This window comes from Pigmentiphaga sp. CHJ604, from assembly GCF_036972535.1.
In the GTDB taxonomy this organism is placed as follows: domain Bacteria; phylum Pseudomonadota; class Gammaproteobacteria; order Burkholderiales; family Burkholderiaceae_B; genus Pigmentiphaga; species Pigmentiphaga daeguensis.
This window is the reverse complement of record NZ_CP136998.1, coordinates 4,282,836-4,300,934: the sequence shown is the minus strand read 5'-3', so window position 1 is coordinate 4,300,934 and position 18,099 is coordinate 4,282,836. Positions and strand designations below refer to the sequence as shown.

Below are 18,099 nucleotides of genomic sequence, written 5' to 3'. Positions count from 1 at the left end.
TGAAGAATGGGGCCGCGCGGGGCTCAGGCGGTGCTGGCTGCCGCCGGCGCGGCGGTGAAGCCGCGCGGAGGTTGCGCGATGGCTTGCAACTGGCCTTTCAGGATGAAGTCGAGCGCATTGCGGGCCTCGTCGAAGCCGGCAATGGGAATGTGCACCAGGCCATGGTCGCGGCAGTAGTCGATCAGGCGGTGCTTGGCCAGCACGAAGTCGACCGTGCCGGACACGCAGAAGTCCGAGGCGCCGTCGCCCACGTACAGGATTTTCTCGTGGAGACCGCGCACGCCCGACCCGTAGGAGCACTTGCAGGTACCGCTGGCCTTGCGGCAGGCGGCATCGGCGTAGGGGAAGGTCAGCCGCCAGTCGCGCGGGCCGGCCTGTTCGAAGCGGTTAGCCACCACGGGCAGGTCCGCCAGTCCGTGGCGGTCCATGATGGCGGTGATCACGCCGGCCAGCCCGTCGCTGACGATGTGCACCGGCGTGCCGAGGCTGCGCGCCTGGGCCACGAACCCCGGGAAGGCCGGATCGATCTCGATGCTCGCCACCAGGTCGTCCAGCTCTTCCTTGCTGGCGTCCAGCAGCGCGATCTGCTTGGCCATGCATTCGCGCGAGCCGATCTCTCCCCGTTCCCACGCGGCTTCCAGTTCCTGCCATCCCGGCCGGCCGAAGTGTTCAAGCAGGGTATCGGTGACATCCTGCTTGGAAATGGTGCCGTCGAAGTCGCACAACACGATCCACTCGGAGCCGGGGCGTTCGTCGACGGTGTACTGACTGAGCAACATGGCAAGCCTTTAGGGAAGGAAACGGACCAGCACGCGCTGGCCGACACGCAGCTTTTCGGGGTTTTCGATCGACAGCAGGCTTTCGACGCTGCGGCGGCTGATCCGCTCCTGGGGATCGTCGCTGGGAGACATGACCTGGAACACGCTGCCTATGCGTTCCAGGCGGGCAGGGATCGGGGTGCCGCCGGGGGCGGATTCTTCCACGATCTCGGCCTGCATGCCGGGTTTCAGCGCCCCGACGTAGGCTTCGTTCACCTCGGCCCGGACGATCAGGCGCCGCTTGGGCAGCACCCGCAGCATTTCCGTCTGGGCGGTGACCGCGTTGCCGACCTGCACCTCCAGGCCCACGACCTCGCCGTCCACGGGCGAGCGGACCTGCTGGCGCTCCAGCGTCCATTGCGCAGCACGCAATTTCTGGCGCGCGACGTCCACCGTCGCCTGGGCCGCCAGGACCTCGGCCTCGGCCTGCGCCACGGCGCTGCGCGCGTCGTCGGCGGCCTGCCCGTCGATGGCCCCGCCGGCCGCGGCTTCGGCCAGCCGCTGGGCGCGCTGCTTCAGCCCCGGCAGGCGGCTGCGCAGTACGCGTTCCTGGGCTTGCGCCTGGCGCAGTTCGGCGTCGGCCGCATCGACGGCCAGCTGGGCCGCCGAAGGATTGAATTCGATCAGCGCCTGGCCCTTCCTGACCTGGTCGCCGTCGCGCACCGCCACGCGTGCGACGGTGCCGTCCACGGCCGCGCCCACGCGCACCAGGCCGCCTTCGACGTCGACGCGCCCGCGCGCGACGGCGGCGTAGGGCGGCTGGTCGGCCACCGGGGCTTCGGCCTGCTGTTGGCGGGAACACGCGGCCAGCACCAGGCTGCCGGTCAGCGCGGCCACGATTCCAAGGCGAAAAGAGGTGAAAAGCTTAGGCACGAGCTGGGAAATTCCTAGGTTTCGGCGACCAGCGCATCGGTGCGCCTGTCGTCCAGGATGCGTCCATCCTCCATGGTCAGGACGCGGTCGGCATGGCTGATCAGGCGCGGATCGTGGCTGACGCACAGCACCGTGGCGCCGTGGCGCTTGGCGATGCGGTGCAGGATGTCGATGACTTTCATGCCGTTGCCGGCGTCCAGCGCACTGGTGGGCTCGTCCGCAAAGAGCAGTTCGGGTTCCTTGGCGAGCGCACGGGCGATGGCCACGCGCTGCTGTTCGCCGCCCGACAGGCCCGAGGGCCGCTGGCGCGCTCGTCCGCTCATGCCCACTTCCTCGAGGGCGGCCCAGGCCTGTTCTTCGGCCCGCGACCTGGACAGGCCCACGTAGCGCAGGGGCAGGACGACCTGTTCGACAGCCGTCAGCGCGGGAAACAGGTTGAAGCCCTGGAATACGAAGCCGGTATGCATCAGCCGGAAACGTTCAAGCTCTTGCAGCTGCAACAGGCCAAGATCCTGGCCCAGGGCGCGCACCATGCCGGCATCCGGACGTAGCATGCCGCTGAGTATGGCCAGCAGGGTGCTCTTGCCGCAGCCCGATGGTCCGGAAATCAAAGTCAGTTCGCCGGGCATGATGCTAACCGACAAATCTCGCAAAATGCGCTCGCGAACATTACCGGATAGAAAGGATTTGCTGAGAGACTCGGCGACGAGACTCGGTGTGCTCCCAGGGGGATTCCCCGATGTGCGGCCTGTGGCCTGGGGCTCGGTCGCCCGCATGGCAAGGTCTCCAACTGGCTGAAAAAACAAAACCCGGCAAGGCCGGGATTGTAACGCTTGGTACGATAACCCAAGACTTGCGACGGTGGGAAGCCTTGGCACGCTCCGTTCTGGGGCGGATTGTTGCATGCGCGCCGCATAAGCGAAGGGGCACGGCATGGCCGCGCCCCTGCCGGGATCAGTCCTCCAGGCGGTTGTCCTTGGTTTCCTTGATGAACAGGGTGCCGATGACCAGGCTCATCACGGCGACGATGATGGGATACCACAACCCGTTATAGATATTGCCGGTGGCCGCCACGATGGCGAAGGCGGTGGTGGGCAGGAAGCCGCCGAACCAGCCGTTGCCGATGTGGTAGGGCAGGCTCATCGAGGTGTAGCGGATGCGGGTGGGGAACATTTCCACCAGCATGGCCGCGATCGGGCCGTAGACCATGGTGACCAGGATCACCAGCAGCGTCAGCAGCAGTACCAGCATGGGCTTGTTGACCTGGGCCGGGTCGGCCTTGGCGGGGTAGCCGTGGTTGCGGATTTCCGACGTCAGCCGGGCCTTGAGCTCGTCGCCGCGGGTCTTGAGCTCGGCCGCCGGCAGGCCCGCGCCTTCGAAGGACTCGATGACGGTGTCGCCCACCTTGACCTTGGCCACGGACCCGGCCGGGGCCGCCTCGTTGCTGTAGTTGACCGAGTTCGAGGCCAGGAAGGACTTGACCTGGTCGCAGGAACTGACGAACTTGGCGGTGCCCACGGGGTTGAACTGGAACGAGCAGGTCTTGGGATCGGCCACGACGACCACCGGCGCCTTGGCCTGCGCCGCCTCCAGCGCCGGATTGGCGTAGTGCGTGATGGCCTTGAACAGCGGGAAGTAGGCGATGGCGGCGATCAGGCAGCCGGCCATGATGATGGGCTTGCGGCCTATCCTGTCCGACAGCGAGCCGAAGACCAGGAAGAAGGGCGTGCCGATCAGCAGGGCCAGGGCGATCAGGATGTTGGCCGTGGTGGCGTCCACCTTCAGGGTCTGGGTCAGGAAGAACAGCGAATAGAACTGCCCCGTGTACCAGACCACGGCCTGGCCGGCGGTCAGGCCCAGCAGCGCCAGCAGGACGACCTTCAGGTTGCTCCACTGGCCGAAGGACTCGGTCAGCGGCGCCTTCGATCCCTTGCCCTCGGCCTTCATGCGCTGGAAGGTGGGCGACTCGTTCAGCTTGAGCCGGATCCAGACCGAGATGGCCAGCAGGAAGATGGAGACCAGGAACGGGATGCGCCATCCCCAGGAAGCGAAGGCTTCCTCGCCGGTGGCGTTGCGCACGCCCAGGATCACCAGCAGCGACAGGAACAGGCCCAGGGTGGCCGTGGTCTGGATCCAGGCGGTGTAGGCGCCGCGCTTGCCCTGCGGCGCATGCTCGGCCACGTAGGTGGCCGCGCCGCCGTACTCGCCGCCCAGCGCCAGGCCTTGCGCCAGCCGCAGGATGATGAGGATGACGGGTGCCGCGATGCCGATGGAGGCGTAGGAGGGCAGTATCCCGACGATGAAGGTCGACAGGCCCATGATCAGGATGGTGATCAGGAAGGTGTACTTGCGTCCGACCAGGTCTCCCAGCCGGCCGAACACCAGGGCCCCGAACGGCCGGACCGCGAAGCCTGCCGCGAACGCCAGCAGCGCGAAGATGAAGGCCGCCGTGTCGTTGACCCCCGAGAAGAACTGCTTGGCGATGATGGCGGCCAGGGAGCCGTAAAGATAGAAGTCGTACCACTCGAATACCGTGCCTAGCGACGAGGCGAAGATCACGCGCCGCTCTTCCTTGGTCATGGGGCGCGCGGCCGGAGTCGGCGCCCCTGAACTGCTGACGGTGGTGCTCATGAAGGAATGTCTCCTGGGTGGGCCTGCTGTAAAGGAGTAATAGTTGGAACGGCAGACTGGCCCTCAGCCACGGGAGCCTCGGGCTTGAAATCAGAGTAGAAACAGTTACTGACGCGGCACTGACAAGTTGCTGACAAAAAACTGAATTTCACGAACTGGTGATATGCCCACGCCCGGGACGCGCCGGCCGCCCGCGCGGCGCCTGGAGGCGGGGCGGGAGCGGCCGTGACTGGGGGTTTCCCGCAGGCGCGCGGGCGGCGTCCAGGCGTGGCGGCGGCGAGACGCCGCGGGGCGGGGATCAGCGGGCGGGCGGGACGTCCGGCCGCAGGTGGGCGACCAGCCAGTCGACCAGGGCGGAGACACGGGCGACGTGCTGCCTGCGCCGGGGGACATAGGCCTTGAACCAGGTTTCCTGCAGCGGGAAATCGTCCAGTACCGTCTCCAGCGTGCCCGCCTCCAGCGCCGGGCGGGCGACGTAGGCGGGCAGGGCGGCGATGCCCAGTTCCGACAGGGCGGCGTCCCGCAGCGTGAGGTTGTCGTCGGCCACCAGCCGCGGGGGGATGTCCAGGCTGATGTCGCCGCGGGCGCTGCGGAAATGCCAGGCGCGGCCGGACGGCTTGAAGACCAGGCAGGCGTGTTCGGTCAGGGCCTGGGGATGGCGGGGCCGGCCGTGGCGCGCCAGATAGCCGGGCGCCGCGCACAGCATGGTGTCCACCGGGCACAGGGGGATCTCGACCACGCCTTCGTAGCTGGCGGGCCTGCCGCTGATGGCCAGGTCGTAGTCCCGCTCGGCGGGGTTGGTGGAATGGTCGACCAGCGAGATCTCCATCGTGATGCCATCGTGCCGCGCCAGGAAGGCATTGAAGAGCGGTCCCAGCCGGACCGTGGTCAGCGTGGTCGGCGTCGCGATCCGCAGGTGTCCCACCAGCTTGGAGGCATCCCGCTCCACGCTTTGCACCAGGTCCTCGAAGCTGGCCACCAGCACGCCGGCGCGGGCGTGCAGTTTCTCGCCCGCTTCGGTCAGGCGCACCGTGCGGGTGGTGCGGTCGAACAGCCGGGCGCCCACGGTGGCTTCCAGCTGGCGGATGCGCTTGGCCACCACCGAGGGGACGACGTCCATCTGCCGGGCCGCCTCGGAAAAGCCGCCGCAGGCGACGACGGTGGTGAAGGTGCGCAGTTGCGTGATGGCGTCCAATTTATTCCAAATCGAGATTACTGATAGCTATTTTTTGAACAAATATTCGCCATTATTCCTTAATAAAATGCCTTCCAACAATGGGGGCGCAAGCGACGTCCCCGTATCCATCAAGAGGAGACTCCCATGCCAAAATCGCCGATCCTGCGCATGCTGGCCACCGCCGTCCTGGCCGCGGCATCGGCCGCCGCCGGGGCCGCCGGACCGGGCTACCCGGCACGGCCGGTCAAGATCGTGACGCCGTTCGCCGTGGGTCAGGGGCCCGACGTGCTGCTGCGCATCGTCGCCGAGAAGCTGACCGCCACGCTGGGGCAGCAGGTGATCGTGGAGAACCGGCCCGGCGCCAGCGGCTTCCTCGCCTTCGAGGCCGGCCGGCGCGCCGCGCCCGATGGCTACACGCTGGTCCACATGGACAGCTACCACGTGGGCACCCAGCCCTACCTGTTCGCCAGGCTGCCCTACGACGTGCGCAAGGATTTCGATCCGGTCACGCCGCTGGTCCGCAACTACTTCTTCATCGTGGTACCCGCCGGTTCGACATGGCGGACGATGGGCGATCTCGTCGCCGCGGCCAAGGCCAGGCCCGGCGGTGTCTCGTACGGATCCTGGGGCGTGGCCAGTCCGGCGCACCTGGGCGGGCTGCTGCTGGAGGCGGCCACGGGCACGAGCATGATGCACGTGCCCTACAAGGAATCGGCCCAGCTGTTCCAGTCGGTGGCCGTGGGCGACGTGAACTGGACACTGGGAACGCCCGTGTCGGCCGGGCCCGTCTACCAGTCCGGGAAGGTGCGCTTCCTGGCCGTGGCGGCGCCGCAGCGCCTGCCGGGCTATGCCGAGGTGCCGACCGTGGCGCAGGCCGGCGGACCGGCCGGCTTCGAGGTCGGCGGCTGGAACGGCCTGTTCGTTCCCAAGGGCACGCCGGCCGGGATCGTGCAGCGGCTGAACGAAGGCATCGCCGCCGCGCTGAAGGCGCCCGACGTGCAGGAGAAACTGGCCACCTTCACCTACGAGGCCTATGCCATGCCGCCGCGCGACATGGCGCGGCTGGTGGACGAGGAAATCGCCAAGTGGGGACCGATCATCAAGGGCGCAGATATCCACCTGGATTGACGCCGCACGGGAGCACAGTCGTGGCAAGCAAGCACTTCGAGGTGGTGGTGGCCGGGGCCCGGCCGCTGACGCCGCGCATCAAGGAATATCTGCTGGCCTCGGCCGATGGCCGGCCGCTGCCGCGCTACGAGCCGGGGGCGCACGTGGCGCTGCACATGGTGTCGCGCGAGCGGGGGCCCATCGTGCGGCACTACTCGCTGATAGGCGGACTGGCCGGCCCGGACGATCCGCGGCACGTCTATCGCATCGCCGTGCAAAGGGAGGACCGGGCGCGCGGCTCGGCCTTCATCCACGATACCTTCGCGCCGGGCACGCGCCTGCGCGTCGCCGCGCCGGTCAACGATTTCCCGCTGGACCGGCGCGACGCCCGCACCCTGCTCATCGCCGGCGGCATAGGCGTGACGCCCATCGTGTCCATGGCGCGCAGCCTGGCCCGCCGGGGCTGTCGCTACAGCGTCGTGTACGCCGGACGCGATCCGTCGGCCATGGCCTATCGCGACGTGCTGGAACAGGTGGCCGGCGACCGCGTGCGCTTCCACTACAGCGACGAGGCGGGCGTGTTCGACCTGCGCGGCCTGCTCGCCTCGCAGCCGGACGGGGTGCGCGTGTATGTGTGCGGCCCCGCGTCCATGGTCGCCGCTACCCACCAGGCAGGCGCCGCGCTGGGGTGGGAGCCCGGCCGCGTGCGCAGCGAAGTGTTCACCGCCGGACCCACGGGCGACGAGACGGCCTTCGAGGTCGAACTGCGCCGCACGGGCAGGACCGTCCAGGTCGGCCCCGACGCCAGCATCCTGGATGCGCTGCGCCTGGCCGACGTGCCGGTGCTGTGGGACTGCGCGCGCGGCGAATGCGGCCTGTGCCCGCTGCCCGTCGTCTCCGCCGACGGCCCCATCGATCATCGCGATCGCTATCTGGGCGAAGAAGAGCGTGCCGCGGGCCAGACCTTGTGCATCTGCGTGTCGCGCATCCGCGGCACGCGCCTGGTGCTGGACGCCTGACCATTCCGAGCCATTCCTTCAGGAGCGCGCCATCATGAACCGCATCGCCGACCCCATTCCCGAACTCCGCAGCGACTTTTCCTTCGAGCCCGGCGGCTTCGCCGATCACGCCACGCCGCTGGTGCGCAACTGCTGGTACGTGGCGGGCCTGTCCAGCGAGATCACCCGCGAGCTGAGCAGCCGCCGTTTCCTGGGCGTGGACGTCGCCCTGTACCGCACCCAGGCCGGCGAGCCGGTGGCGGTACGCAACCGCTGTCCGCACCGTTCCTTTCCGCTGGCCAGGGGCCGCCTGGACGGCGACGAGCTGATGTGCGGCTATCACGGCATGCGCTTCGATCCCTCCGGCCGCTGCGTGAAGATGCCGTCCATGCCGCTGGTCCCCACCCATGCCCAGGTGCGCAGCTTTCCGATCGTCGAACGGGCGCCGCTGGTGTGGATATGGATGGGCGATCCCGACCATGCCGACCCGGCCCTGATCCCGGACACGAGCTGGCTGGCCAGCCCGGCATGGAAGAGCGTGGGCGGGTCCTTCCACATGAAGGCGGACTACGTTTCCATGCACGAGAACCTGCTGGACCAGACCCACTTCCCCTTCTTGCATCCCGGCGCCATCGGCACGCCGGAGTACGCGCGCAGCAAGCTGGACGTGCGCCAGGAGGGCGACGTGGTCATCATCGACCGTGCGCTGAAGCATTCGCCGCCGCCCGACGTCTACGGCGTGCCCACCGGCCTGACCGGCAAGCCGGTGGACCGCTATTCCGAGGCCCGCTTCGCCTCGCCCGGCCTGCACGTCGCCTTCGCCCGCATCGTCGACAACCACGATGCCGGCGGCGCGCCGCGCACCTATCGCTTCAACATCACCCACGCCTTCACGCCCGAGACCAACGGCAGCATCCACTACTGGTGGTTCAACAGCCGCGACTCCAACCTCGACGATCCGGCCGCCGACGCCTACCTGCACGAGGCCTCGTCCAAGGCCTATCTCGAGGACGTGGATGCGCTGGAGTGGATACTGGACGTGGTGACGCGCGACACCGAACCGCAGTTCGACCTCAATTTCGCGCCCGACAAGCCCGGCCTGCTGATGCGCCGCGCGTTGTATGACATGGCGGCGCGGGAGGCGGGACTGGACTTCTGAGCGGCCGCGGGCTTCAGGCCGGCGGGAAGCTCACGCTGATGCGCGTGCCGGGCATGCCGGAGGCGGTGTCCTGGGAGTTGTCCGATATCGCCAGGGTGGCACCGTGCCGCTGGGCGATCTCGCGCACGATGGCCAGCCCCAGCCCGCTGCCTTCGGCGTTGGACCCCAGGATCCGGTAGAAGCGGTCGAACACCAATTCGCGTTCCTCGGGCGGGATGCCAGGGCCGGAGTCTTCGACGTCCAGCGTCGCGCCCGTGGCGGCTGCCGCCACGCGCACGGTGACGGTGCCGCCGCCCGGGGTGTAGCGCAGCGCGTTGTCGATCAGGTTGTTGACCAGCTCGGCCAGGAGCAGGGCGTTGCCGGCCACCAGGACCGGCGTTTCCGGGCCTTCCAGGCCCAGGTCTATCCCGCGCTCCATCGCCTCGTGCACCCAGTTCTGCGTCTGGTCGCTGGCGATGGCCAGCAGGTCGACCCGGGCGGAGACGTCCACGGGACTGCCCTTGTCCTCGGCGCGCGCCAGCGCCAGCAACTGGTTCACCAGGCGCGTGGCCCGTTCGGCGCCCGAGATCAGGTGCCGCAGGCTGGCCTCCATGTCTTCCGGACTCGCATTGCGCAGCGCCAGCTCGGCCTGCGTGCGTATGCCGGCTAGCGGGGTCTTCAACTGGTGCGCCGCGTCGGCGACGAAGCGCTTCTGCGCGTCGACGTTGGCCGACAGGCGCTGCAGCAGCTCGTTCATGGCGCCGACCAGCGGCGCGATCTCCTGCGGCACCTCGCGATCGTCGATCGGCGACAGGTCGTCCGGCCGCCGTGCGCGCAGCCGCGCCTGCAGCCGGCCCAGCGGGGCGATGCCGCGCGACAGGCCGAACCACACCAGCACCACCGCCAGCGGCAGCACCACGAACTGAGGCAGCACCACGCCCTTGATGATCTCGTTGGCCAGTTGCGATCGTTTCTCCAGCGTCTCGGCCACCTGCACCAGCGCCGGCTGCGCGCCCGGGATCGTGGGCAGCGACACCCAGGTATAGGCCACGCGCACCGCGAAGCCGCGCATCACGTCGTCGCGGTACTGGACGATGCCGGGCAGCGGGCGCTCGAGCGACGGCAGCGGCAGTTCACGGTCTCCGCCCAGGTATTCGCCGCGGCTGCCCAGCACGAGGTAGAACACGCTGTCGGTTTCGTCGGCGCGCAGCATCTCGCGCGCTGAGACCGGCAGTTGCAGCCGGGCCCGGCCGTTGACGTCCTTGATCTGCTGGGCCAGGGCCAGCACGTTGTTGGCCAGGCTGCGGTCGTAGGGAGCGACGGAGATGGACTGTGCGACCACGTAGGTGATGGCGACGCTGACCGGCCACAGCAGGAACAGCGGTACCAGCATCCAGTCCAGGATCTCGCCGAACAGCGAGTGCGCCGGCCGTTCGACGGCGGGGATGGGCTGCGGCCCCTTGTGGTCGTCGTCCATGCTCCCGGAACAGGTCCTAAGCCGCGCCGTGCTGGGCGCCGGGCTCGCGTTCCAGGCAGTATCCCAGCCCGCGCACGGTGGCGATCTTGACGCCGCCCGGTTCCAGCTTCTTGCGCAGCCGGTGCACGTAGACCTCGATGGCGTTGGTGCTGACTTCCTCGCCCCATTCGCACAGGTGGTCCACCAGCTGTTTCTTGCTGACCATGCGGCCGCTGCGGGACAGCAGGACTTCCAGCAGGCTGACTTCGCGCGCGGACAACTCCACGATCTGCTCGTCTATGGTCACCACGCGGCCGACCTGGTCGAAGGCCAGGCGGCCATGGCGCAGCACCGCCGGGCCGCCGCCCGCGCCGCGCCGCGTCAGCGCCCGGACCCTGGCCTCGAGCTCGGACAGCGCGAACGGCTTGGCCATGTAGTCGTCGGCGCCCAGGTCCAGCCCCTTGACGCGCTGCTCCACGCTGTCGGCGGCGGTCAGGATCAGGACCGGCATGTGCGAGTTGCGCGCCCGCAGGCGGCGCAGGACTTCGGTGCCCGAGAGCCGGGGCAGGCCGATGTCCAGGATCAGCAGGTCGAAGGGTTGCGCCGCCAGCGCGGAGTCCGCCTCGAGTCCGTCGTGGACGGCATCGACTGCGTAGCCGTTCTGGCGCAGGGAGCGGGACAGGCCGTCGGCAAGGATGTTGTCGTCTTCGGCGATGAGGATGCGCATGGGGGAATTGTAGCTTCGGGGGAATGCGTCGAGGGGCCCCGATGCATTGTCCCCCAGGCGCGCGTCCCCGTCACTATCGCTATTCGATCTGATACATCCCCGTGCGGCGCGTCGCGTCGGCCCAGTAGGCGGTTTCCTTGTCCACGAAGCGGCCGAATTCCTGGGGCGTCATGGGTTCCACGGCCTCCAGGCCGAGCTGGGGCAGCTTGGCGACGATATCGGGCGTCTGCAGCACCGCCCGCACGTCGGCGACGATGCGCGCCATGGTGGCGGGGGGCGTGGCCTTGGGCGCGAACATGCCGTACCAGGCGCGTCCCGGCAGGCCGGTCAGGCCTGCCCTGCTGGCCAGCGGCACGTCCGGCATGAGGGTGGACGGCGTGTCGCTGCTGGTGATGGCGATGGCCCGGACCCGGCCCGATTTCACCTGGGGCATGGCGCTGGGCAGGGCGTCGATCATCAGCTTGATCGAGCCGCCGATCAGGTCGGTGAACGCCGGCGGGCTGCCCTTGTAGGGCACGTGCACGATGTCCACGCCCGCCAGTTGCTTGAAGACTTCCATGCTGAGATGGCTGGTGGAGCCCGTGCCCGGCGATCCGTAGCTGAACTTGCCGGGATTGGCCTTCAGCTGGGCGATGACCTCGGATAGCGTGGTGGCCGGGAACTGCGCGTTCACCACCATGAGCATGTCGGTGCCGGCCAGCAGCGCGACGGGCTGGAAGTCGCGTCCCACGTCGTAGGGCAGGTGCTTGTACAGGTTGGGGTTGATCACGACCGGAGAGTTGGAGGTGACCAGCAGCGTGTACCCGTCGCTCTCGGCCCGCGCCACTTCCTGCAGCGCGATGGAGCCGTTGGCGCCGGCGCGGTTCTCCACCACCACGGGCTGCCCCCATTTCTGCGCCAGCTTGTCGCCGATGGCGCGGGCCAGGATGTCCGACCCCTGTCCGGGCGGGAAGGGGATGACCACGCGTACCCGCTTGCTGGGGAACGCCTGGTCGGCTTGGGCGGGTTGGCTGGCCAGGCCCAAGGCCAGGCAGAGCAGCAAGAGCAGTTTGTTCATGGGAAGGGTCTCCTCGGGAATAGTGCCATCGGTCGGCTTTTCTGTTTCCGGATTTTGATATATTGTTATAACAAACTCAAGATGTCCTTGTCCCACACCGTCCGGGGAGCTTCATGTCGCTACTTCACGGGTTCCGTATTCTTGCCGTCGAGCAGTACGGCGCGGCGCCTTTCGGCACCCAGTTGCTGGCCGCGCTGGGGGCCGAAATCATCAAGATCGAGCAGACCGCGCAGGGCGGCGACGTGTCGCGGCAGGTCGGGCCGCATTTCCTGGCCGGCCTGCCCGACAGCGCGCAAAGCCTGTTCTTCCAGAGCCTGAACCAGGGCAAGAAAAGCATCACGCTGAACCTCGCCCACCCCGAGGGGCGGGCGGTGTTCCGCAAGCTGGCGGCCACGGCCCATGGCGTGGTCGACAACCTGCGCGGCGACGTCGCGGGCAAGCTGGGCCTGACCTACGAAGACCTGAAGGACGTCAATCCGGCCGTGGTCTGCGCCCACATATCGGCCTATGGCCGCACCGGCGAGCGCGCGGCCTGGCCGGGCTACGACTATCTGATGCAGGCCGAGGCGGGCTATTTCTCGCTGACCGGCGAGCCGGACACGGCGCCCTCGCGCATGGGCTTGTCGCTGGTCGACTACATGACCGGCGTGATGATGTCGGTGGGGCTGCTCAGCGGCATGCTGGAGGCCACGCGCAGCGGCAAGGGATGCGACGTGGACACCAGCCTGTACGACGTCGCGCTGTTCAACCTCAACTACGTGGCGGCGTGGTACCTGAACGGCGCGGCCGAGACCGACCGCCAGCCCCGGTCCGGCCATCCCTCGCTCACGCCGTGCCAGCTCTATCGCACCGGCGACGGCTGGATCTACCTGATGTGCAACAAGGAAAAATTCTGGCGCAACCTGTGCGAGCGGATCGGGCGGCAGGAGTGGATCGCGGACGCGCGTTTCGTCGACTTCGGCGCCCGGGGCCGGCATCGCGAGGAGCTGACCCGCCTGCTGGACGAGGCGCTGTCGGCCCGCACCACGGCCGAGTGGATGCGGCATTTCGCCGGCACGGTGCCCGCCGCGCCCGTGTGGTCCGTGGGGCAGGCGCTGGACGCGCCCCTGGCGCAGGCCGACGGCCGCATCCGCCGCGTCGACCTGGCGGGCGGCGGCGCGCTGCGGGTACTGGACAGTCCGCTGCGCACGTCGCGGCCGGCGGCCGCCGTCGGACCGGCGCCGGCCATGGGCGCCGATACCCGCGAGCTGCTGGCCGGCATCGGGATCGGCGAAGAGGAGCAAGGTAGACTAAGGACCCTTGGTGTTCTCTGACGTGTCGCCTCATGTTCCAGCGCAGTGCCGGCTCGCAGTACAAGCTGTTGGCCCAGACCTTGATCCGGCGGATCCGCGATGGCGAGTATCCGCCCGGCAGCCTGCTGCCCACCGAGAACGAACTGGGACAGCAGTTCAACGTCAGCCGCATCACCGTGCGCGGGGCCTTGCGCGAGCTGGAGGTGCAGGGGCTGGTCAGCCGCCGGCCCGGCATCGGGACCCGCGTGGAGTCGGCGCAGCCCTCGGGCAATTTCGTGCACGTGGGCAACACGGTGGACGACATCCTGCGCTTCACCCGCGGCTTCCGCTTCCACATCCTGGACATTCGCGAGGTCGACGGCGACGAGGGGGCGGCGCGCGCGCTGCGGCTGCCCGCCGGCCAGCGCTTCGTCCGGGTGACCGGCCTGCGGCAGGCCGAGGGCGCGCCGCCGGTCGTCTACAGCGAACACCACGTCCCGCCGCTGTACGCGGACGCGCTCGAGCAACTGGACGGCTACCGGGCCTCGGTGGCCGAATGGCTGGCCGAGCGGCGCGGCGACCGGGTATGCGAAATCCGCCAGGAAATCGATGCCGTGCGGCTGACCCGGGCGCAGGCCGGGCTGCTGCAGACGCGCTTCAGCACGCCGACGCTGCGCACGCGCACCTGGTACTACGGCGCCAAGAAAGACCTGATCGTCGCTTCGGTGGGGCTCTTCCCCGAAGGGCGGCACCTGTTCAGCACCGTGATGCGGCGAGAGCCGATCGGCTGATCCGATCGCGCGGGCCGCGACCTTGTCCCGGAGAGCCCGCGTGACCCATCCCGTCGTTCCTTCCACCTTCCTGTTCTGTCCCGGCAACCGGCCCGACCGCTACGACAAGGCGCTGCGCGGCGGCGCGCCGGGCGTCATCATCGACCTCGAGGACGCCGTGCCGGCGGCCGACAAGGCCGCCGCCCGGCGCGACGCCCTGGCCTGGCTGGCGGCGCTGCCCCCGGCCGGTCCGGGCGCGCCCATGGTGGCGCTGCGGGTGTCTTCCCCGCAGACGCCCGCGGGCCTGGAGGACCTTTATGCGCTGGCCCATGCGGGCGCCTTGCCCGCCCTGGATCTCGTGGCCGTTCCCAAGGCCGAGGACGCCTCCGAATTGCGCATGGTCCGCACGCACGCGGCCGCGGCCAATCCCGCGCTGCGGCTGATGGCGCTGGTGGAGTCGCCGCAGGGCGTGCGCCGCGCGGCCGGCATCGCGCAGGCCGGACCGTGGCTGGCGGCGATGGCCTTCGGCGCCGCGGACTTCAGCGCCGAGACCGGCGCGGACAACGCCTGGGACGCGCTGGCCTACGTACGCGGGCGCCTGGTGTTCGAGACCGCCGGCAGCGGCGTGCCCATGCTGGACGTGCCGCACATCGCCATCGACGACGACGCCGACCTGCGCGCCGATTGCGAGCGGGCGCGCGCCATGGGCTTCTCCGGCAAGCTCGCCATCCATCCGCGCCAGTGGCCCATCATCGTGCAGGCCTTCGCGCCCGATCCGCGCCGGCTGGCGTGGGCGAGCGAAGTGGCCGCCGCCTACGAACGCGCGGGCCGCCGCGCCTGCGCGGTGGGCGCCACCATGGTGGACGAGCCCGTCTACCAGAGCGCCCTGCGCATCCTGCGGCGTGCCGCCGCGCCGAACCCATCCGCCGCTGGAGACCATCATGCATAGTTCCTACTACCACCTGGGAGACGGCCTGTATGCCGAGCGTTTCGGCCTGGGCTTCGAGCACCTGTCCGCCGGGCAGCGTTTCGTCCATCGGCCGGGCATCACGTTCTCGCAACAGGACAACGTGGCCGAGGCCCTGGATTCCATCAACGCCGCCATGGTCCACTACGACGATTGCTACGCCGGGCTGACCGACTGGAAGCGGCCCCTGATGGTCAGCACGCTGACCCTGCAGCGGCTGATCGGCATGACCTCCAAGACCTTCGGCCGGCGGCGCCGCATCGTGTCCATGTCCAATATCGCGCTGACCCGGCCGATGTTCGGCGGCGACACCCTGTATGTCGAGACCGAGGTGCTGGCCACCGAGCCGGTGGATGCGCACCTGGGGCGCGCCAGCCTGCTCACGCGCGGCTACAACCAGCGCGGCGAGCAGGTGGCCGAGCTGCGCTACGTGGCCGAGCTGTGGCACGGCGCGGCCGGGCCCGACGTGATCGCCGGCGCTTCGGCCTCGGACGAGGCCCGCTTCCTGTCGCATGCCGCGCGCGGGGACGGCGCCTGGGTCGAGCAGACCGGCCTGTTCTTCGAGGACCTGCGGCAGGGGGAAACCTTCATTCACAGCCCCCGCAAGACCCTGCTGGCCGAGGAATCCACGCTGCACGCGCTGCGCGCCATGGAGTGGCAGCCGCAAAGCCACGACCACGCCTGCGCGCAGGCGCTGGGGCTGGCGGCGCCGGTCGTGCCGCAGACCTGGGGGATAGGCGTGGCCGTGGCGCTGTCCACGCGCACCTTCGGCCGGGTCACCGTCAACCTGGGATGGACCGACGTGGAGTTCGGCGCCGACCTGATGCCGGGAGACACGCTGGAGGCCCGGTCCACGGTCGAGGGCACGCGGCTGTCGGGTTCGCGGCCCGACCAGGGCGTGGTGACGGTGCTGACCGAGGCGCGCAACCAGCGGGGGGAGATGATCAACCGCTACCGGCGCGCGCTGATGGTGTACCGGCGGGGGAGCAACCCCTACGCCAGGGCGGGGTACTGAGCGGACGCCTCCGCGTCCGTTTTTCCAGAATTCCGTTGTTAATTTGGCCTGGGAGCTTGCAGTCCCATACTGTTTTTTTATACAGTGTCGGGCAGTGCCATAATTCGCCCATCAACCCAAGGATCCCAGAATGGACGACACCAAAGCTTCCAAGGCCGCAGCCGCTGCCCAGAACGAAAAGACCAAGGCCCTGGCCGCCGCGCTGTCCCAGATCGAAAAGCAGTTCGGCAAGGGCTCGGTCATGCGCTATGGCGACAACGAGGTCGAGCACGACATCCAGGTCGTCTCCACCGGCTCGCTCGGCCTGGACATCGCCCTGGGCGTGGGCGGCCTGCCGCGCGGCCGGGTCATCGAGATCTACGGCCCGGAATCGTCGGGCAAGACCACGCTCACGCTGCAGGTCGTCGCCGAAATGCAGAAGCTGGGCGGCGCCTGCGCCTTCATCGACGCCGAGCACGCGCTCGATGTCCAGTACGCCTCCAAGCTCGGCGTGAACCTGACCGACCTGCTGATCTCGCAGCCCGACACCGGCGAGCAGGCCCTGGAAATCACCGACGCGCTGGTGCGCTCGGGCGCGGTCGACCTGATCGTCATCGACTCGGTCGCGGCGCTGGTGCCCAAGGCCGAAATCGAAGGCGAGATGGGCGATTCCCTGCCCGGCCTGCAGGCCCGCCTGATGAGCCAGGCGCTACGCAAGCTGACCGCCTCGATCAAGCGCACCAACTGCATGGTCATCTTCATCAACCAGATCCGGATGAAGATCGGCGTCATGTTCGGCAACCCCGAAACCACCACCGGCGGCAACGCGCTGAAGTTCTACGCCTCGGTCCGCCTCGACATCCGGCGCACCGGCTCCATCAAGAAGGGCGACGAGGTCATCGGCAACGAGACCCGCGTCAAGGTCGTCAAGAACAAGGTGTCGCCGCCGTTCAAGAGCGCCGAGTTCGACATCATGTACGGCGCCGGCATCTCGCGCGAAGGCGAGATCCTGGACCTGGGCGTGCAGGCGGGCATCGTCGAGAAGTCCGGTTCGTGGTTCAGCTATAACGGCGAGCGCATCGGCCAGGGCAAGGACAACGCCCGCGAGTTCCTGAAGGAACGCCCGGAAATGGCCATCGAGATCGAGAACCGCGTGCGCGACAGCCTGGGCGTGGCAGCCCGGGTGGCCGGCGCCGGCAAAGTGACCGAAGCCGAGCTTGAAGACGAGTGATGACGGCAAGCCCGCCTCCGGCCCTTCGCTGAAGGCCCGGGCGGTGGGTTATCTGTCCCGGCGCGAACACAGCCGCCTGGAACTGGGCCGCAAGCTGGCCCGTTTCGGGGAAGAGGACGAGGTTCGCGCCGTGCTCGACAGCCTGGAGAAGGAAGGCTGGCTGTCTACCCAGCGCTATGCGCAAAGCGTGGTGCACCGGCTGGCGGCCAAGCAGGGCACCTTGCGCATCATGCATGAGCTGCGCCAGCACGGCGTGGCGGACACGCAGATCGCCGAACTGCGGGACACGCTGGAAGCCACCGAACTGGCCCGGGCGCGCGATGTGTGGCGCAAGCGCTTCGGCACGCTGCCGGCCGATGCCAGCCAGCGTGCCAAGCAGGTGCGTTTCCTGATGTCCCGGGGCTTCGGCCAGGCCACCATCAGGCAGGTGTTGCGAGGTGTGGACCTCGATGACCTGGACGACGGCCAGGGCTAGGCCGCTTGCCGGAACGCCCGTACACTTTCCGCATCCCCTTTCGCCGCGAGGCTGCCATGCGTGCATTGTTGCTGGCCCTGTGCCTGAGTGTGTCCAGCCTGTGGGCCTGTGCCCAGCCCGCCCCCCGGGCGGGCGACGTGATCACGCTGGAAGGACGCATCGTGCTCAAGGGCAACGAGCCCTTCGTCGTCGCCGTGCTCGAGTCGGGCGACCGGCAATGGGACCTGCGCGGCCTGACCCGTCAGCAGATGCAGGACCTGCAATCGCGCACCGTCACGGTCACCGGCACGGTGGCGCGCGCCGCCGGCGAGGCGGGCGGCGGGATGCCCGCCCAGTTGCAGGTGCAGTCCATCCGATAGGGCCTGTGAACAGGCCCTGGTCCGCGCGCCATGGTATGTTGCGCGTAAGC

18 protein-coding genes are annotated in these 18,099 nt (G+C 68.8%); 10 read left to right on the top strand and 8 right to left on the bottom strand.

What is annotated here, in order from left to right:
• Positions 1-23: 23 nt before the first annotated feature.
• The 5 genes from R4823_RS20685 to R4823_RS20665 all read right to left on the bottom strand — a co-directional run bounded on the left by R4823_RS20685 (position 24) and on the right by R4823_RS20665 (position 5,517).
• A complete protein-coding gene (locus R4823_RS20685; RefSeq protein WP_087837321.1) occupies positions 24-779 on the bottom strand; it encodes an MtnX-like HAD-IB family phosphatase in 756 nt (251 codons plus the stop codon).
• A 9-nt stretch (positions 780-788) separates the two neighbouring features.
• The gene (locus tag R4823_RS20680) at positions 789-1,691 is read right to left on the bottom strand and encodes an efflux RND transporter periplasmic adaptor subunit (protein ID WP_176400656.1); all 903 of its coding nucleotides are present in this window, start codon (positions 1,689-1,691) and stop codon (positions 789-791) included.
• A gap of 14 nt (positions 1,692-1,705) precedes the next feature.
• Positions 1,706-2,467: an ABC transporter ATP-binding protein gene (locus tag R4823_RS20675; RefSeq protein WP_087837319.1), complete on the bottom strand. Its 762-nt coding sequence runs from the start codon at positions 2,465-2,467 to the stop codon at positions 1,706-1,708.
• A gap of 178 nt (positions 2,468-2,645) precedes the next feature.
• Positions 2,646-4,271, bottom strand: a complete 1,626-nt coding sequence (locus tag R4823_RS20670) for an MFS transporter (protein WP_165963107.1) — start codon at positions 4,269-4,271, stop codon at positions 2,646-2,648.
• 349 nt (positions 4,272-4,620) lie between these two features.
• A complete protein-coding gene (locus R4823_RS20665; protein WP_132979429.1) occupies positions 4,621-5,517 on the bottom strand; it encodes a LysR family transcriptional regulator in 897 nt (298 codons plus the stop codon).
• A gap of 126 nt (positions 5,518-5,643) precedes the next feature.
• On the opposite strand from R4823_RS20665, the gene R4823_RS20660 reads away from it, so the two are divergent.
• Genes R4823_RS20660 through R4823_RS20650 form a run of 3 tightly spaced genes read left to right on the top strand, consistent with a single transcriptional unit; the run spans position 5,644 to position 8,763 of the window.
• Positions 5,644-6,627: a tripartite tricarboxylate transporter substrate binding protein gene (locus R4823_RS20660; RefSeq protein ID WP_338615958.1), complete on the top strand. Its 984-nt coding sequence runs from the start codon at positions 5,644-5,646 to the stop codon at positions 6,625-6,627.
• A 20-nt stretch (positions 6,628-6,647) separates the two neighbouring features.
• Positions 6,648-7,625, top strand: a complete 978-nt coding sequence (locus R4823_RS20655) for a PDR/VanB family oxidoreductase (RefSeq protein WP_132979428.1) — start codon at positions 6,648-6,650, stop codon at positions 7,623-7,625.
• Positions 7,626-7,659: 34 nt separating this feature from the next.
• Complete coding sequence (locus tag R4823_RS20650; protein WP_132979427.1) at positions 7,660-8,763, top strand: aromatic ring-hydroxylating dioxygenase subunit alpha; 1,104 nt, start codon at positions 7,660-7,662, stop codon at positions 8,761-8,763.
• 13 nt (positions 8,764-8,776) lie between these two features.
• Here R4823_RS20650 and R4823_RS20645 read toward each other — a convergent pair whose 3' ends face one another.
• The 3 genes from R4823_RS20645 to R4823_RS20635 form a co-directional block, all read right to left on the bottom strand.
• Complete coding sequence (locus R4823_RS20645) at positions 8,777-10,219, bottom strand: sensor histidine kinase (protein ID WP_279819788.1); 1,443 nt, start codon at positions 10,217-10,219, stop codon at positions 8,777-8,779.
• Between the two features lie 16 nt (positions 10,220-10,235).
• On the bottom strand, positions 10,236-10,925 hold the full coding sequence (locus R4823_RS20640) for a response regulator transcription factor (RefSeq protein WP_087837313.1): 690 nt from the start codon (positions 10,923-10,925) through the stop codon (positions 10,236-10,238).
• 79 nt (positions 10,926-11,004) lie between these two features.
• On the bottom strand, positions 11,005-11,982 hold the full coding sequence (locus R4823_RS20635; RefSeq protein WP_338615953.1) for a tripartite tricarboxylate transporter substrate binding protein: 978 nt from the start codon (positions 11,980-11,982) through the stop codon (positions 11,005-11,007).
• A 113-nt stretch (positions 11,983-12,095) separates the two neighbouring features.
• Between R4823_RS20635 and R4823_RS20630 the strand changes: the two genes are divergently transcribed.
• The 7 genes from R4823_RS20630 (at position 12,096) to R4823_RS20600 (ending at position 18,049) form a co-directional block, all read left to right on the top strand.
• Complete coding sequence (locus R4823_RS20630; protein ID WP_338615952.1) at positions 12,096-13,295, top strand: CoA transferase; 1,200 nt, start codon at positions 12,096-12,098, stop codon at positions 13,293-13,295.
• Positions 13,296-13,306: 11 nt separating this feature from the next.
• Positions 13,307-14,044, top strand: a complete 738-nt coding sequence (locus tag R4823_RS20625; RefSeq protein WP_087837310.1) for a GntR family transcriptional regulator — start codon at positions 13,307-13,309, stop codon at positions 14,042-14,044.
• A gap of 40 nt (positions 14,045-14,084) precedes the next feature.
• Entirely contained in the window at positions 14,085-14,972 is an 888-nt protein-coding gene (locus R4823_RS20620) for a CoA ester lyase (protein WP_165963097.1), read from the top strand.
• Positions 14,965-16,005: a MaoC/PaaZ C-terminal domain-containing protein gene (locus tag R4823_RS20615; RefSeq protein WP_279819780.1), complete on the top strand. Its 1,041-nt coding sequence runs from the start codon at positions 14,965-14,967 to the stop codon at positions 16,003-16,005. The genes R4823_RS20620 and R4823_RS20615 overlap by 8 nt, the downstream gene beginning before the upstream one ends.
• 130 nt (positions 16,006-16,135) lie before the next feature.
• Positions 16,136-17,215, top strand: a complete 1,080-nt coding sequence (gene recA, locus R4823_RS20610) for a recombinase RecA (protein WP_087837307.1) — start codon at positions 16,136-16,138, stop codon at positions 17,213-17,215.
• Complete coding sequence (recX, locus tag R4823_RS20605) at positions 17,202-17,690, top strand: recombination regulator RecX (RefSeq protein ID WP_338615949.1); 489 nt, start codon at positions 17,202-17,204, stop codon at positions 17,688-17,690. Before recA ends, recX begins: the two co-directional genes overlap by 14 nt.
• A 56-nt stretch (positions 17,691-17,746) precedes the next feature.
• Positions 17,747-18,049, top strand: a complete 303-nt coding sequence (locus R4823_RS20600) for a hypothetical protein (RefSeq protein ID WP_165963096.1) — start codon at positions 17,747-17,749, stop codon at positions 18,047-18,049.
• Positions 18,050-18,099 lie beyond the last annotated feature (50 nt).